The 14,736-nt window shown below is 45.9% G+C and carries 13 protein-coding genes; 10 read left to right on the top strand and 3 right to left on the bottom strand.

The genetic code is table 11. The features are described from left to right. Nucleotides 1-121 precede the first annotated feature (121 nt). Both BMW79_RS24435 and BMW79_RS24430 read left to right on the top strand, forming a co-directional pair. Nucleotides 122-481 (top strand): hypothetical protein, encoded by a 360-nt coding sequence (locus tag BMW79_RS24435; RefSeq protein WP_089899141.1) that lies wholly within the window; start codon nucleotides 122-124, stop codon nucleotides 479-481. A gap of 3 nt (nucleotides 482-484) precedes the next feature. Beyond that, nucleotides 485-865, top strand: coding sequence for a hypothetical protein (locus tag BMW79_RS24430; protein WP_089899138.1), 381 nt, complete (start codon nucleotides 485-487; stop codon nucleotides 863-865). A gap of 136 nt (nucleotides 866-1,001) precedes the next feature. Here BMW79_RS24430 and BMW79_RS24425 read toward each other — a convergent pair whose 3' ends face one another. Next, the gene (locus BMW79_RS24425) at nucleotides 1,002-1,589 is read right to left on the bottom strand and encodes a pentapeptide repeat-containing protein (RefSeq protein WP_089899135.1); all 588 of its coding nucleotides are present in this window, start codon (nucleotides 1,587-1,589) and stop codon (nucleotides 1,002-1,004) included. Nucleotides 1,590-1,799: 210 nt separating this feature from the next. On the opposite strand from BMW79_RS24425, the gene BMW79_RS24420 reads away from it, so the two are divergent. From BMW79_RS24420 to dinB, 7 genes are all read left to right on the top strand, one after another. Next, a complete protein-coding gene (locus tag BMW79_RS24420) occupies nucleotides 1,800-2,408 on the top strand; it encodes an RNA polymerase sigma factor (protein ID WP_177192315.1) in 609 nt (202 codons plus the stop codon). A 100-nt stretch (nucleotides 2,409-2,508) separates the two neighbouring features. Then, entirely contained in the window at nucleotides 2,509-3,642 is a 1,134-nt protein-coding gene (locus BMW79_RS24415) for a FecR family protein (RefSeq protein ID WP_089899129.1), read from the top strand. Nucleotides 3,643-3,779: 137 nt separating this feature from the next. After that, nucleotides 3,780-7,148 (top strand): SusC/RagA family TonB-linked outer membrane protein, encoded by a 3,369-nt coding sequence (locus BMW79_RS24410; protein WP_177192314.1) that lies wholly within the window; start codon nucleotides 3,780-3,782, stop codon nucleotides 7,146-7,148. Between the two features lie 11 nt (nucleotides 7,149-7,159). Further along, nucleotides 7,160-8,545, top strand: a complete 1,386-nt coding sequence (locus tag BMW79_RS24405) for a RagB/SusD family nutrient uptake outer membrane protein (protein ID WP_089899122.1) — start codon at nucleotides 7,160-7,162, stop codon at nucleotides 8,543-8,545. A 23-nt stretch (nucleotides 8,546-8,568) separates the two neighbouring features. Beyond that, a complete protein-coding gene (locus BMW79_RS24400; RefSeq protein WP_089899119.1) occupies nucleotides 8,569-9,429 on the top strand; it encodes a DUF4843 domain-containing protein in 861 nt (286 codons plus the stop codon). Between the two features lie 35 nt (nucleotides 9,430-9,464). Next, complete coding sequence (locus tag BMW79_RS24395) at nucleotides 9,465-11,060, top strand: PKD-like family lipoprotein (protein WP_089899116.1); 1,596 nt, start codon at nucleotides 9,465-9,467, stop codon at nucleotides 11,058-11,060. An 89-nt stretch (nucleotides 11,061-11,149) separates the two neighbouring features. Next, nucleotides 11,150-12,271: a DNA polymerase IV gene (dinB, locus tag BMW79_RS24390; RefSeq protein WP_089899113.1), complete on the top strand. Its 1,122-nt coding sequence runs from the start codon at nucleotides 11,150-11,152 to the stop codon at nucleotides 12,269-12,271. A 9-nt stretch (nucleotides 12,272-12,280) separates the two neighbouring features. Here the strand turns inward: dinB and BMW79_RS24385 are convergent, their stop codons facing one another. Next, complete coding sequence (locus BMW79_RS24385) at nucleotides 12,281-12,688, bottom strand: contact-dependent growth inhibition system immunity protein (RefSeq protein ID WP_089899109.1); 408 nt, start codon at nucleotides 12,686-12,688, stop codon at nucleotides 12,281-12,283. A gap of 386 nt (nucleotides 12,689-13,074) precedes the next feature. On the opposite strand from BMW79_RS24385, the gene BMW79_RS24380 reads away from it, so the two are divergent. After that, nucleotides 13,075-14,145 carry an alkaline phosphatase gene (locus BMW79_RS24380; protein WP_089899106.1) on the top strand — a complete coding sequence of 357 codons (1,071 nt, stop codon included), beginning with the start codon at nucleotides 13,075-13,077 and terminating at the stop codon, nucleotides 14,143-14,145. Between the two features lie 141 nt (nucleotides 14,146-14,286). Here BMW79_RS24380 and BMW79_RS24375 read toward each other — a convergent pair whose 3' ends face one another. Then, nucleotides 14,287-14,598, bottom strand: coding sequence for a hypothetical protein (locus tag BMW79_RS24375; protein ID WP_089899103.1), 312 nt, complete (start codon nucleotides 14,596-14,598; stop codon nucleotides 14,287-14,289). Nucleotides 14,599-14,736 lie beyond the last annotated feature (138 nt).

Below are 14,736 nucleotides of genomic sequence, written 5' to 3'. Positions count from 1 at the left end.
TAGCAAACTCCTGCCTGCTCGTTCATCGTGTTATTAACTATCATTTCTTTAGAAACTTTCAGAATATTTTGAAAATTCGATAAGTTTAAATACCTTTGATCCTGAAAGCAAATGAACCCATATGAATACCATTGCTTACGCGATTTATCTCGCTATCACTTACCTGATCACCGTGAATGTGGGATGGCGGTTTTACCGCAACGGAAGGGTGTTTATTCTCGGCCTGATGGAACAACAGAAAGGCCTGGCAGATGCCATCAATAACATCTTACTGGTGGGATATTATCTCGTGAACCTGGGTTATGCCACAGTGATGATCAGTACCTGGGATACGATCCGCAACTGGACGGAAATGCTGGTGAGTATTACCACCATGACCGGCCTGATCCTCCTTTCCCTCGCCGTATTGCACTGCTTTAATATGCTGGTCATCTACCTTATCAGTAAAAGAAAACAAACCATTCCATCACTTAAATCATAGTATATGCAACCCTCTTTCAACTTTTTTGCCTACATGATCTATCTGCCGGTGGTAACTGCAGTTACCTGGCTGGTCGCCTACACGTTGTTTAAAAACAGTAAAGTGTTTATGCTGGATATTTTTCACGGCAACCAGGAACTGGCAGCTGCGACCAACAAATTATTTGAAACCGGTTTTTACCTGTTGAATATCGGTTTCGCTTTCTGGATCATGAAAATCGCGGAAACGATCTCCAATCCACGTTCTATGATGGAAATACTCAGCGGTCGCATCGGCGGATTTTTCATCTGGCTGGGCATCATGCTCTTCCTGAATTTATACCTCTTCTTCCGGGGCAGAAGAATTTCCAAAAGCAAAACGAAACCACTCCCGATTGTATCATAACCGGCCCTTCATCCAAACCCATGAGCGGCGTATGCCTGCTGGCTTACGCACCCGTTTCCCTATACCACTGAAATACCATCACAAAAAAATCCCGGCGCTGTTAGCCGGGATTTTCTATTTCTTATGGTATAATAAATCATTCATCTACAATTTCCACACCCAGTCCATCCAGCAGCGATAGCGCATCCGGTAAACTGAATTTTGCTTTTCGTATTTTATTCCCCTGTACATCAATAGCATAACGTTGCGCACCCACAAAATTGGCCTGGGTAAGATCCGTCAGGGCAAATCGTGCTCCGGCCAGGTCGGTGCCCCGGAAATCTGCCTGTGTTAAATTGCACTCCGTAAAGTTGGCTTCATCTGCCTGGCAATTTTTAAAGATGCCTTTCTTCAGATTTAATCCTGAGAAGCTGGAGTAACTGATACGGCTATGATGGAATTCTACTGTAAGCGGCGGCCGTGCATTATGCCAGGCAATACCGATGGCCTTTGTTTCCTGCAATACCACCCGGCTGAAGGAGGTTTTTGTAAACTGGATCAACGACAGATCACAGGCTTCAAAAGTACATTTATCAAAAGAACATTCATCAAAAATACATTCCTTCAGGCTACACTTGTAAAAGTGACAATCATAAAAATCTCTTCCGGAAATGGTTTTTCCCTCCCAGATGATGTTCTCAAATCTTTTATGTTCATGTGAAACTTCTTCCTCATACTGAGCCACGGCAAAATAATTTAGTGCCTAAAGATAAGCATCCGGAATAGTATTATTTTGACAAAAACTGTTATTGATTTGATATCTGATTATCCGCTATGTTTTGTATGTCTTTCTGGTAAAGGGTTGTAGCCAACTGCTATTCAGGCAGTATACATTCTTCCGGTTTTTTATCTTTCTTTTTTTATTTTTATCCCCGATTTATTTGCAGGACAGACATTGGAGCCATCAGTAAAAGATACTACTCATTCCCTGTTACTACGTGTAGCATTAGGACAGGAAGATGCATTTCGTGAATTTTTTCACGAGTATAGCGGTAATATATATACTGTTGCATTGATGATGACCAAATCTGCTGTAGTAGCGGAAGACATGGTGCAGGAAATTTTTCTGAAGCTTTGGCTGAACCGCGCTGCACTGGCGGAAATAGATAATATCCGTGGCTATATCTTCATCAATGCCCGTAATTATATCTTTAATGAATTACGGAAAAAATCGTACGACCAGCATTTTACAGACGATCTCTTACATTTCTTTTCCGAAACTTCAGCCACGCCTGAACAGGCTTTATTGCAAAAAGAATCCGGGCAGTTGCTGAAACAGGCGATAGATCATTTGCCCACACAGCAGCAGCATATTTACCGCCTCAGCCGCGAAGAAGGTTTAACCCAGGAAGAAATTGCGGAACGCCTGCATATCAGTAAACATACCGTTCGGAATCACATGGCCCAGGCCCTGCAAAATATCCGGCGTTTCCTGGAATCCCGTGCCAGCGGGCTTTTGTTATTAATTTGTGCTATAGAAATCTTTCTCTGGAAAAAGAATTAAATTTTTTTTCCTGCCGGCTAGTATTCCCTGTTTAAATATGTGTCTTTATAACCGTATGCACCACAAATGCTTAACAGGTGTGCGTTTTTGATATCGAGGAATGAGTGAACGATTTAACATATTATGGCAGGGATACCTGGACAACCAACTGACCACAACAGAACTGGAAGCGTTTATCCGTGAACTGCAGGCTACAGAAAGCCCGGTGCCGGAAGCGTTGCTGCAACTGCTGGAAAATTATTCCGGGGAAAGCCTGCTCTCTGCGGAGAGAGAAGAAATACTCTTTAATAATATTATTACCCGCGAAAAGCAGTTGCGGAAAAAATCAGTGCCGCTTTATAAACGCCCGTTAATCCGCGCAGCGGCAGTGATATTGCTGCTCGCGGCAGTGGGTGGGGGATGGCTGCTACGACAGCAACTGGCATTGCCATCTCCCGTAAACAAACCGGTAGCAATGGTCACCGACAAAGCCGTGCTCACCCTCGCAGACGGATCGCAGGTACCATTGGATAGCGCAGGTGAACAAACCATCTGGCAGCAGCAAACAGCTATCCGTCAGCAAAGCGGCCAGCTGCAATACCAGGCCACCACACACAATGCGCCGGTTGCCTTCAATGTATTGTCTACACCCCGTGGCGGACAATATAAACTGGTATTGCCCGACGGATCAAAGGTTTGGCTCAATGCTTCCTCTTCCCTGCGCTTCCCTACAGCCTTCACCGGCAAGGAACGGGAGGTAATCCTGAAGGGAGAAGGCTACTTCGAGATTGCAGCGCAACCACAACAACCGTTTACCGTAAAAACCGGGGAAACCACCATCAGTGTACTGGGTACAGCCTTTAATATAAAAGCATATGAAAATGAACCGGCACAGCAAACCACTTTGCTCAGTGGCAGCATTAAAGTAAGCAACGGCCATGAACAGGTGATCCTGCAGCCCGGTAAAATGGCCGCCATCACTAACAACAACATCAGTATCCGCAATGCCGATACCACGGAGGTAGCAGCATGGAGAAACGGGCAGCTGTCGTTCGGTGGCGCAGATATCAAAAGCATCCTGCGCGATGTGGAAAGATGGTATAACGTAGATGTAATATATACAGGAACAATACCAGACCGCCGTTTCGGCGGACTGATGGACAAACAGGTGCCTTTGCCGGTAATCCTGGAGTTTTTAAACGAGAATGGCATACATGCCACGTTGAAGGGGAGAACAGTTACAGTGACGCCGTAGCGCCTGCACAACAACATTAATGACGATATGAAAGCTGCCTTTGAAAAAAGGAGGTGGCTGCTATTTGCCGGATAAAAAGTAAGAATCAAGAACCAACCATGACCACTATGCCATCATCAACCAAACTGCTGTTAGTTATGAGAATGACTGCTATGTTACTACTGGCGGCCACGTTACAGATCAGCGCTGCGGCCTTCTCGCAGGGGGTGAGTATTACCACCACCAATAGCCCCCTGCCGAAGGTATTCAGCCAGATCCGTCAGCAAACAGGCTATTCCTTTTTCTGGGATCAGCAACTGCTCGACAAAATGCAGCCAGTGAGTGTAAACATCCGGAACGCTTCCCTGGAAGATGCACTGGAAGCCTGTCTGAAAGGATTACCGCTGACCTTTGTGATCAAAGCCGATAAAAAGGCGGTCTTTATAAAGGCAGCACAAACGGCCCCGGTGTCGTTTAAAGAGGACGCCCCTGCATTATCAGATCTCAGGGGTAGGATTACTAACGAAAAAAATGAACCCATTCCCGGTGTCAGCATAGTGCTGAAAGGTACTGCCAGGGGAGCGCTTACTGCCGCCGACGGTACTTTTGAGTTAAAACAGCTACCGGAAGGAGCGGTGATCCTCGTGAGAATGGTAGGCTTTGAAACCCAGGAGATCCGGCTGAATGGCCGTACCACACTGGATGTGAAGATGAAGGTACTGCCACAGCAGATCAGTGAAGTCACCGTATCTACGGGTATCTTTTCCCGTAAGAAAGAAAGTTTTACAGGATCCTATTCAGTATACACCGGAGAGCAACTGAAAACCATCGGAAACCAAAACATTGTGCAGAGTTTACGCACGCTGGATCCGTCTTTCCTGGTAATGGAAAATAACCTCGCCGGTTCCAACCCCAATGTGATGCCCAATCTTTCTATCCAGGGGAAAACAAGCATGATTGGCGCTACCGACCAGTTGAAGAACGATCCGAACCAACCGTTATTCATCATGGATGGTTTTGAAACAGATCTCGCTACCATTATCGGCCTCGATATGAACCGCGTGGCATCCATCACGATCCTGAAAGATGCTGCATCTACGGCGCTGTATGGCTCCAAAGCCGCCAATGGAGTAGTGGTGGTGGAAACGAAATTGCCCCGCAATGGTAAAATGAGTCTCTCTTTTACTACCGATAACAGTCTCTCTTTCGCTGATCTGCATGATTATAACATGATGGACGCAGCGGAAATATTACAGTTCCAGAAACAGGTAGGCGTGTACAGTGCACCTACCGATAAAATGGAAGACCGCATCCGCCTGGATTCGATCTATAACCGCCGGCTGAGTAACGTACAGCGAGGCGTAAATACTTACTGGATGGGCGCTCCGCTGGTACCTACCGCTTACTCCCAGAATTACTCCATTTATGTAGATGGGGGAGATCATAAATTCAGGTATGGCCTGGGCCTCAAATACGGCCAGACACCCGGCGTGATGAAAGGTTCCGGCAGAAATACCGGCAATGCCAACATCGACCTGATGTACCGCACCGGGAAATTTTCCTTTACCAACAAATTATTGCTGACTTCCTATAAAGCAACGGAATCGCCCTATGGCAGTTATTCTCAGTATGTAACAGCGATGCCTTATTTCGTGGCCGATACCGCAAAGTACCTGGAATCGATCGCGAATTACAACACCGGTAATCCACCGACTTACGAAAGAACGCCCAATCCTCTATACCAGATTGGATTGCCCAATAAAAATGAAACCAACAACCTGCAGATCAGCAACCGTTTTTCCGCTTTCTACCAGGCTACAAAATATCTGCGTTTTGATGCACGTTTCGCTGTGACAAAGAACAATACTTCCACAGAAATATTACGTGCGCCGCAGAATTCGGAGTTTGATAACAAAGATGTCACTCAGCGTGGATTGTACAGCAATTCAAAAAATGATAATTTCTTTTACCAGGGATTTCTACAGGGAAGCTACGGACAAGTATTCAACGGCAAACATGAAGTAAATATAGTTCCCGGTTTCCAGATAGATAATACCACGAATGTCTTCAATGCCTACAGCGTAACAGGTTTCCCCGCAGGCTCTTTCCTGTCGCCTTCCCTGGGTACGGAATACCCGGAAGGAGAAAAACCTTCCTATGGAAGGAATGTAACCCGCGCTATGAGCGGTTTTGCCAACTTCCACTACGGCTACGACCGCAGGTATATGTTTGATTTCAACTATCGTAAAGACGGCTCTTCTGTATTTGGCAGCAACAGGCGTTTTACGGATACCTGGACAGTAGGACTCGCCTGGAACCTGCATAATGAAGCATTCATGAAGCAGAGCAGTATTATCAGCTATATGCAGCTGCGCGCAAGTATCGGTAACCCCGGTAACCAGAGCTTCGGTAGCTATAATTCCTTTACCACCCTTAATTACTACGGATCCATGATCAATGATAATGGCAGTGGTCTGGTAGTGGGCACCTGGGGGAATCCGGACCTGGCCTGGCAGAAGACATTAAATAAAACCATCGGTTTTGAAGGCCGCCTGTTTAAAGACCGGCTCAGCGCCACCCTGAATATCTATGATAAATTTACCGATCCATTGGTGGTGTCTTTGCCAAATGCCCCGTCTGTAGGGTCTTCTACACAGATGATCAATATCGGTAACCTGCGCACACAGGGTATAGATTTTACTTTAATCGGTACCGTGATCAGCATTCCCAAAGACAGGATCTACTGGCGGGTGAATGTAAGTGGCGGACATTACAATGCTACCTATGGTGGTATCGGTAATTCACTCGATATTCTCAATGGTAAGAATCAGAGCGCAAATGGTTCCGATAGTCTAAGGCATGATATGGCCAGTAACAACGCTACCCTGCAACGCTACCGCGATGGCGCACACCCGGATGATCTGTGGGCGGTACGTTCTCTTGGTATTGATCCTGGTACGGGAAGAGAAATTTTCCTGACGAAAGAAGGTATGCCCACTTTCACTTACAATGAAAGAGATATCGTTAAGGTTGGCAATTCACAACCCACTATACAAGGGGTGGTCGGTACCAGCTTCCAGTGGGGTGGATTTACTGCCAGTCTGAATATGCGCTATATCCTCAACTCTTACCAGTTCAATAGTGCATTGTATACGAAGGCGGAAAATATTAACTCCAGTCAGATGTTCACTTCCAATCTTGACAAAAGAGCCCTGTACGGTCATTGGCAGAAGCCGGGTGATGTGGTGCCCTTTAAATATCTCGGAACAGTTGATGGCGCCGGAAGTATCACCTATACACCAATGTCTTCCCGTTTTATCCAGAAAGAAAATGCCCTCAGTGGGGAATCCATTTCCTTCGGATACGATTTCTATGGCGCACCATGGCTGAAAAAGGCCGGTATGCAGGGTTTGCGGGTAACCGGTTATATGAATGAGATCTTCCGCCTGTCTACCATTCAACGCGAAAGAGGCCTCGATTACCCTTACGCAAGGTCTGTCTCTTTTTCCCTTAATGCTACTTTCTAAAAATACTGTTTATGAAGAAATTTAACTTTCATTGTTACATCATAGCACTACTGGCCGTTTTATCCGGCTGTAGTAAATACCTGGATGTAAAGCCGGAAACATCGGTGCTGGCGGATGAAGCATATAACACCGAATCCGGTTTTATGGAACATCTGAATGGTATCTATCTCACAATGGCCGATCAGAAGAATTATGGAGGCACTACCAACATGGTAGTCATGGAACTGCTGGGCCAACGTTACTACCAGGGAACAGGAGGAGTGAATGCACCATTTAAAACGGTCGCTTCTTTTTCTTACGATGATAGCAAAACTCAGGGATATATGTCTGCTATCTGGTCCGGTGGCTATACGATGATTGCCAATCTGAACCTGATCCTTGATCAGATAGACAGGCGCAAAGATGTCTTTACCGGTAATAATTACCGTCTTGTTAAAGGGCAGGCACTGGCGCTGAGAACCTTTCTGTACTTCGACCTGCTGCGTACTTTTGGTCCGGTGTATAAGTCGGCCGACTCCACGCAGTACGCCATTCCCTACTACAGCAGTTATTCAAAAACGCCGAAAGATTATATGCGGGCGAATAACTTCATGGATTCACTGCTGCGCGATAATGAGATTGCCAGGAAGTTATTGGTTACACCGGATTCCACGACTGCTTTTAACAAAAAGATGAACTACTATGCAGCAACTACTTTGCAGGCAAGAATGTTCCTCTATCGCGGCAACAAACCGGATGCTTTTGCCTGTGCAAAAGAAGTGATCCAGGCCCAGCCCGCGTTATATCCGTTCAATGGCTCCAAACCTACAGATGCAGCCAGGGATCCCGCACTCAGTGGAGACGTAGTGTTTTGTATACAGAACCAGAAACTGATCAACAGCTATAATACCTATTTCAGTTATGTGATTCCGGTAGACTGGAGAATACTCTATCCTAAAGATGACCGGTTGAATCTCTGCTATGAAAATAATTCGGGAGATGTGAGAATGAGTACGGCTATCTGGAATACGGCGCCGGATGGTTCCTATAGTTTCAAACTATTTTTCAAATATGCAAAAGGTACGATGGTACCGGTTATCAGGGCATCCGAATGTTACCTGATCGCTGCTGAAACCTCGCCGGATATGGCTTCGGGATGGACTTACCTCAATACCATCCGGGAAGCACGTAATGCGATGGCCGGAACAACAGGTGATCTGCAGATAGAAATAGGGAAAGAATATGCAAAAGAGTTTTTTGGGGAAGGACAACTGTTCTTCTATTATAAAAGAACGTTTGCCGGTTCCATTCCTGATTGCAACAACAGCGTGGCTACGGCAATGAGAAACATGACTGCAAAGGATTACGTAGTACCGGTTCCGCGTGATGAGTTAGTCATTCATACACCAGGTAATTAATTGCTGATTTTTAAATTATTGAGATGTATAAAAAAATATCCCTGCTCCTGTTCATATCAGGCATCATCGTCTTCTTCTCGTGTAAGAAATCAACGATTGCAGTGTACAATGCCAATAGCAGTGTCTATTTCCATTCCAGAACAGATTCGTTCTGGTTACACTATAACGGAAGTGATGGAAGTATTCACAGTCAGCCGGTGAGATATGCCAAAACCGCTAACCAGTTCGATACCCTTATCGGAAATATGGGATTGCTGAATGAAGTAGTACCGGAGGTTATACTGGAATCAAAGGTATGGGTAACGGGGCAACCGGTGTCTCACGACCGCCGCTTCCAGGTGGTGGTGGATAAAACCTCTACTTTACCTGAAGGTGATTTTACGATAGATGAACAAAGCTGTATTATCAGGGCTGGTGCATCGGTTGCCAACATGCAGATCCGGGCAAAGAAATCTGCCATCATGAAGAAAATGCCCTTGTATCTGACCCTGACGCTTACCGGTGGTGATGGCATAGATACCGCCTACGCCAGGGAATACATTGAATATCAGCCTGGGATTTATAAATCTATGGTCACCCGTACTTTCGGATTTTATGATAACCTGCCGCAACCGGTATGGTGGCCAACTTTCGGGAAATACTACCTGGGTGATTTTTCCAATACCAAACTATTATTTCTCTGTAATCACTTTAATATCCCGATGACTGCCATCCAGGACAAAGGCTTTAATACCAGCCTGATCATGGAGTACGGCCGGTTAATGAGATGTTACTTACGGGCTATGTCCGATAAGCAAACACCGGTAATGGATAAAAACGATTATACCGATGTGGAGTTTCCTATGGCCGCAGGCGCGTATGCCAGCTCCGTTTGTGATAATTAACCACTGCCTTTTCATCTTCCGAAAAAAATAAACAGATGTTATTACGATATAAGAAAAAAGGACTGATACCATTATTGCTGGCCGGCTCCCTATGGTTCAGCAGTTGTTATAAAGACCAGGGCAATTATGATTATAAAGAGATAAACAAGGTGACGATAGACACCTTCGCCGGCAACCTGTCTGTTTACCGCTTCGATACCCTGCAGATAACACCGGTGATCAGCGCTAACCTCGACAAAAAGATCCTGGATGATACTACCCGTTTCTCTTATCTGTGGGTGGCGAATCAACAGAACAGCACGTCGTATGAGCTGGGAACCACCAGGAATCTCCGGGCAAAAATAGATATTCCGGTAGGCAGTTATAGCCTGTATTTTGAGATGACAGATAAAGTAACCGGTAATATCTACAGCCAGTTATCGAAATCTTTTACCGTAATGTCTTCCACCTACGAAGGTTGGCTTGTGTTCAGTGATGTAAACGGAAGGGCCACACTGGATATGGTAAACCTGTTAAAAGGAAAACCTGATGCCATCACACGGGATATCCTCAGTGCTTCGCCGGTAATCCCCAAGCAGCTGACAGGCCCGAGGGATGTAGCTTATGTATACACCTATATCCTTAATATCATGCCGCCGCCCTATCACAATGCTACCTATGGAGATCCGGATCACGAATGGATTTACATCTGTACCGATCAGGGTGCGTGGAAACTGCGCAATGATGATCTGACTACCCGTTGGGAGTGGGGCATGGTGCATGAAACCACACTGACAGATTCCTCCTCGTTCCGGCCGGCATATGTAGGTGCCAATGGTGCAGGCGCGTTTCAGTCGACCGTAAGTTTCTACGACGGAAAGGGGAATTTTTACGAACGTGGTGGTACGGCAGCATACAGCGTCCGTATGAACCGGGTAAACGGAGAAGCCACTGCTTATCGTGCAGCACCTTTTCTCGGTCGTTATTACAACATGGGAGGTACGAGTTACACGACCTTATTTGATGTCGATAAAAAACGTTTTCTCCGGCACAAGCCAGGGTCCAATGTTTCCAGCCTGATGGAATACAATCCTACTTCCATGCCCTTGTTTAATTTCAACGATATAGGCATGGACCTGGTGTGGATGCGGGCAGTACCCTATAATTATCTGACTTACGCGGTGATGAAAGATCCTGCAGGCGCCAGGTGGTTATTAACGTTTAATGTGATATCCGGTATTTCTCAGGATAAAAAAGTAAAACTGACCGGGCCGGAAATAGAGAAGGCCACGATGTTTGCCGCAGATAAGAATTATGGTACGCTCTTTTATGCGGTAGGTGGCAGGATATACGCAACCAGCAAGGATTTTCCTGAGCAAACCTACAAGGTGCTGGACCTGGGCGATAAAACCATTACCTATATGGATCAGCACAGTTTCCGGGCGGGCAACTACAACGGCAGCGATGCCAATGCCAAAGGCAGCTGGCTGATGGTGGGCTATACGGATCCTGCGGGTACACCCGGCGCCAATGGTACGCTGGCAGCCTATCTGCCGGCGAATTTTGTAAACGGCCACGGCGCACTCACGCAGATGAAAGCCTATACCGGCTTCGGAATTATTAAAAGTCTCTCTTACCGTGAAAGGTTCTAGGTAGCGGTATCTGATGATTCAGCCAGTAAAATTTTGCTGGTTGAATCATCAAATACTAAATATCTTTACACAGCTTCCGGCGTGTAGAAATGGAGAACAATTTAAACAGCATACAACGAAAAATTATTCATATAGATATGGATGCATTTTATGCATCTGTAGAGCAGCGTGATAATATCCTCTATCGCGGAAAGGCGATTGCAGTAGGTGGTTCCCCGGAAGGGCGGGGTGGAGTAGTAGCCACCGCCAGCTATGAGGCGCGGAAGTTTGGTGTACGTTCTGCCATGCCGTCCAAAAGAGCGCAGCAGTTGTGTCCGGAACTGATTTTTGTGCGTCCCCGTTTCGATGCATACAAGGAAGCCTCCCGTCATATCCGGGAAATATTCTCCCGTTATACAGATCTTATTGAACCGCTTTCGCTGGATGAAGCTTACCTGGATGTTACGCAGGATAAATTACAGATCGGCTCCGCCATTGAAATAGCAAAGCTGATCAAACAAGCCATCCGGGATGAGTTGCAGCTAACGGCTTCCGCAGGCGTGTCGGTGAATAAATTTGTAGCAAAGATTGCATCTGATCTCAATAAACCGGACGGACTAACTTTCATCGGGCCTTCTTCCATTGAATCCTTTATGGAAACGCTGCCTGTGGAAAAATTCCATGGCGTGGGAAAAGTTACTGCTGATAAAATGAAAAGGATGGGGCTCTTTACCGGGGCAGATCTGAAGAAATTATCAGAGGCCGATCTTAAAACGCATTTCGGTAAAGTGGGCAGCTTTTACTACCGTATCGTGAGGGGGATTGATGAAAGGGAAGTACAGCCGCACCGTGAAACGAAATCCCTGGGCGCGGAAGACACCTTTGCTTTCGATCTTACCCTGATCGCGGATATGGAAGCTGAACTGGAAAAAATCGGTAAAACCGTATACGACCGGTTGCAGCGCTATAACCTGAAAGGTCGCACCGTTACCCTGAAAATTAAATACAGCGATTTTAAACAGATCACGCGGAATCAATCCTTTCCGTTTCCGGTAGGGGATTATGATACGATCGTTGATACAGCAAAGCAATTGCTGGCAGCTACTTATCCGGAAGATAAACGTATCCGGTTGCTGGGCATTACCTTATCTAATTTCAATGACGCGCCACTCCACCAGGACAAGCTTCCGCCGTCCGGGCAGTTATCTCTTTTCAATTTTGAAGAAGAATGAGGCAGATGGCTACATGACCAGGTTATTACGCCAGAATTCAGGTAAGTCTATTTCAGTTTCAATTTCTTCGCTTCTTTCCTGCATCATGTTTTGCAGGTTCTTGTGTAGATCGGGATGTTCTTCCCAAAAAGCAGCAGGTACGTCGAGTACGGCTTTCAAGAGGTCTCCGGGATACATACCGGCAGTTACCAGTACATCGTTTTGTAATATCTCCAGGGCTAAAGGAACCAGGTAGACTGGATTAAAGGATTGTCCGATTAACACCCGCAATTCGCTGGCGGATAATTTTACTACTGGTACTTTAACTAAGGCAAGACATTTCTGAATTATTCCCGAATCTTGATCTGTGGCCGTTCCCCAACTCTTATTCTCCAACTGCTCCAAAGATTTATATCTCCAGATATCTTTCTTATTCATAAAAATGTGTCTCTCTTTTCGTGCTAATAAATAATAGTTAATTATGAAGATGATTTCAACGCGCAATTTTTCTTTTGATGGTGATCATCTGTCAGAACCTGCGGAGTATTGCAGTGTTGCGGTAGCCGGGCAGCGCCGGCGGTTATAAGAAACCAGGATCAACAGGTATAAATATAATGAATATTGTTGATGGCGAAAGAAAATTTTTCCACCTTTAACATTTTATGTAACAATTGCATCGGATCATCATGATAAAACGGGGTTGGTCAACTCCCATGTCATTCCGTTGCGGGTGCAAGGTACGAAAAACCTATGGGGTTTCCAGCGTTACAAATATCCTCTTTAATAAAGGAATCACTTATCTTATCGGAGCAAAACCAAACAATATGAAAAAATATGTCCTCCTCCTGGTGGGTATAGCGTTCACTTATCAATCGTTGCAGGCGCAGCACAGCGCTGCATCTCCGCGTAAAATAAAGCATATAATTTTCATGATAGGGGATGGCATGGGCACTACACAGATCTACGCGGGACTCACGGCCAATAAAGGCTGGCTTAACCTGGAACGGTTTAAGTGTATTGGGTTCTCCCGCACCAATTCTGCCAGTGATTATATTACCGAATCTGCAGCCGGTGCTACTGCATTTGCTATCGGCGAGAAAACTTACAATGGCGCCATTGCAGTGGATACTGCGCGCAAGCCCAAACCAACGCTGCTTGAAATAGCCCATCAACATGGTTTGGCTACCGGTATCGTTGTTACTACAGACATCACCGATGCAACACCGGCTACTTTCGCTACCCATGAGCCACTCCGTGACATGTCGGCCGAAATAGCGGCAGATTATGTGAAATCAGATGTAGATGTGCTGATCGGTGCAGGCAGGGAACATTTCGATCAGCGTAAAGATGGACGCGACCTGCTCCGTGAATTCAGTCAGAAAGGCTACCAGGTAAAATATACCACCGCAGCTATCACTGCTGTCAAAAAAGGAAAACTGGTCGGACTGGTTAAAGAGGAGCGGGTGGCACAAAGAGGTGATCAGTTGCTGCAAACCACCCGTACTGCGATCGATCTGCTGAAGCAGCAGGAGCAGGGTTTTTTCCTGGTGGTAGAAGGCTCTAAAATTGATGATGGCGGCCACGCAAATGATTTACAATACGTAACGGAAGAAATGATCGATTTTGACCGTGCCATCGGTGCGGTATTGGATTATGCGGAGAAAGACGGAGAAACACTGGTGGTAGTAACGGCTGATCATGAAACCGGTGGACTGACCATTTCAGAAGGTGACCTTTCTACGGGTAAGATCAGTGGTAAGTTCTCCACGGACGATCATACGGGTGTGATGGTACCTGTATTTGCCTACGGCCCGGGGGCGGAAGCATTTATGGGCATCTACCAGAACAACAGCATCTTCACCAAATTTATGCAGGCAATGCGTTTTGTAAAGTGATAAGCGGAAGCGTTGCCATTTTTCTGAAGGTGTATGACGGCTGCAATTTCAACAAGATGAAAAGATCATCCGGTGATAAAGGTAAAAAAAACGGGGCTGACCAATACTGGTCAGCCCCGTTTCGTATAATCGCGGGCGTTATTACAATGCCCGTTGGTATTTCGGTAGTACCAGCAATTTTACGATGCTGTGCGCTGCACCGGATAAGGCCAGGGAAATCAGCAGCAGTATAGCTGCTTTACCGGGTGTGTTGAAAACATCGATCACCCCTGAAACGCCTTTACCGGCAAAAAGAATGGCAATCAAACCCGCCAATGCACCTGTAATCCACAAAGTAATATGTGACCACAGGTATTTTTGTTTCTGAAATCCTTTTTTACCAAATGAGGTAAACAGGAGAAAAACGTGGGCGAGGAAAAAAACAGCGGCTAATGTTGTAAGTGTTGTGAGCATTCAGGTTAATTTAGGTCATGGAAATTAATCATTGTACCTAAAATATCAAATTAAATCCACATATGCAAGCGTTCGCTGTTAACTTTTGCCGGTATTTTCCCGATGGGACGGATTGCAAATTATAATCGGCCACTGTGG

Origin of the sequence: Chitinophaga arvensicola, from assembly GCF_900110835.1 — a bacterium.
In the GTDB taxonomy this organism is placed as follows: Bacteria; Bacteroidota; Bacteroidia; order Chitinophagales; family Chitinophagaceae; genus Chitinophaga; species Chitinophaga arvensicola.
The sequence above is the reverse complement of the archived record's forward strand: the minus strand, read 5'-3'. Positions and strand labels throughout refer to the sequence as shown.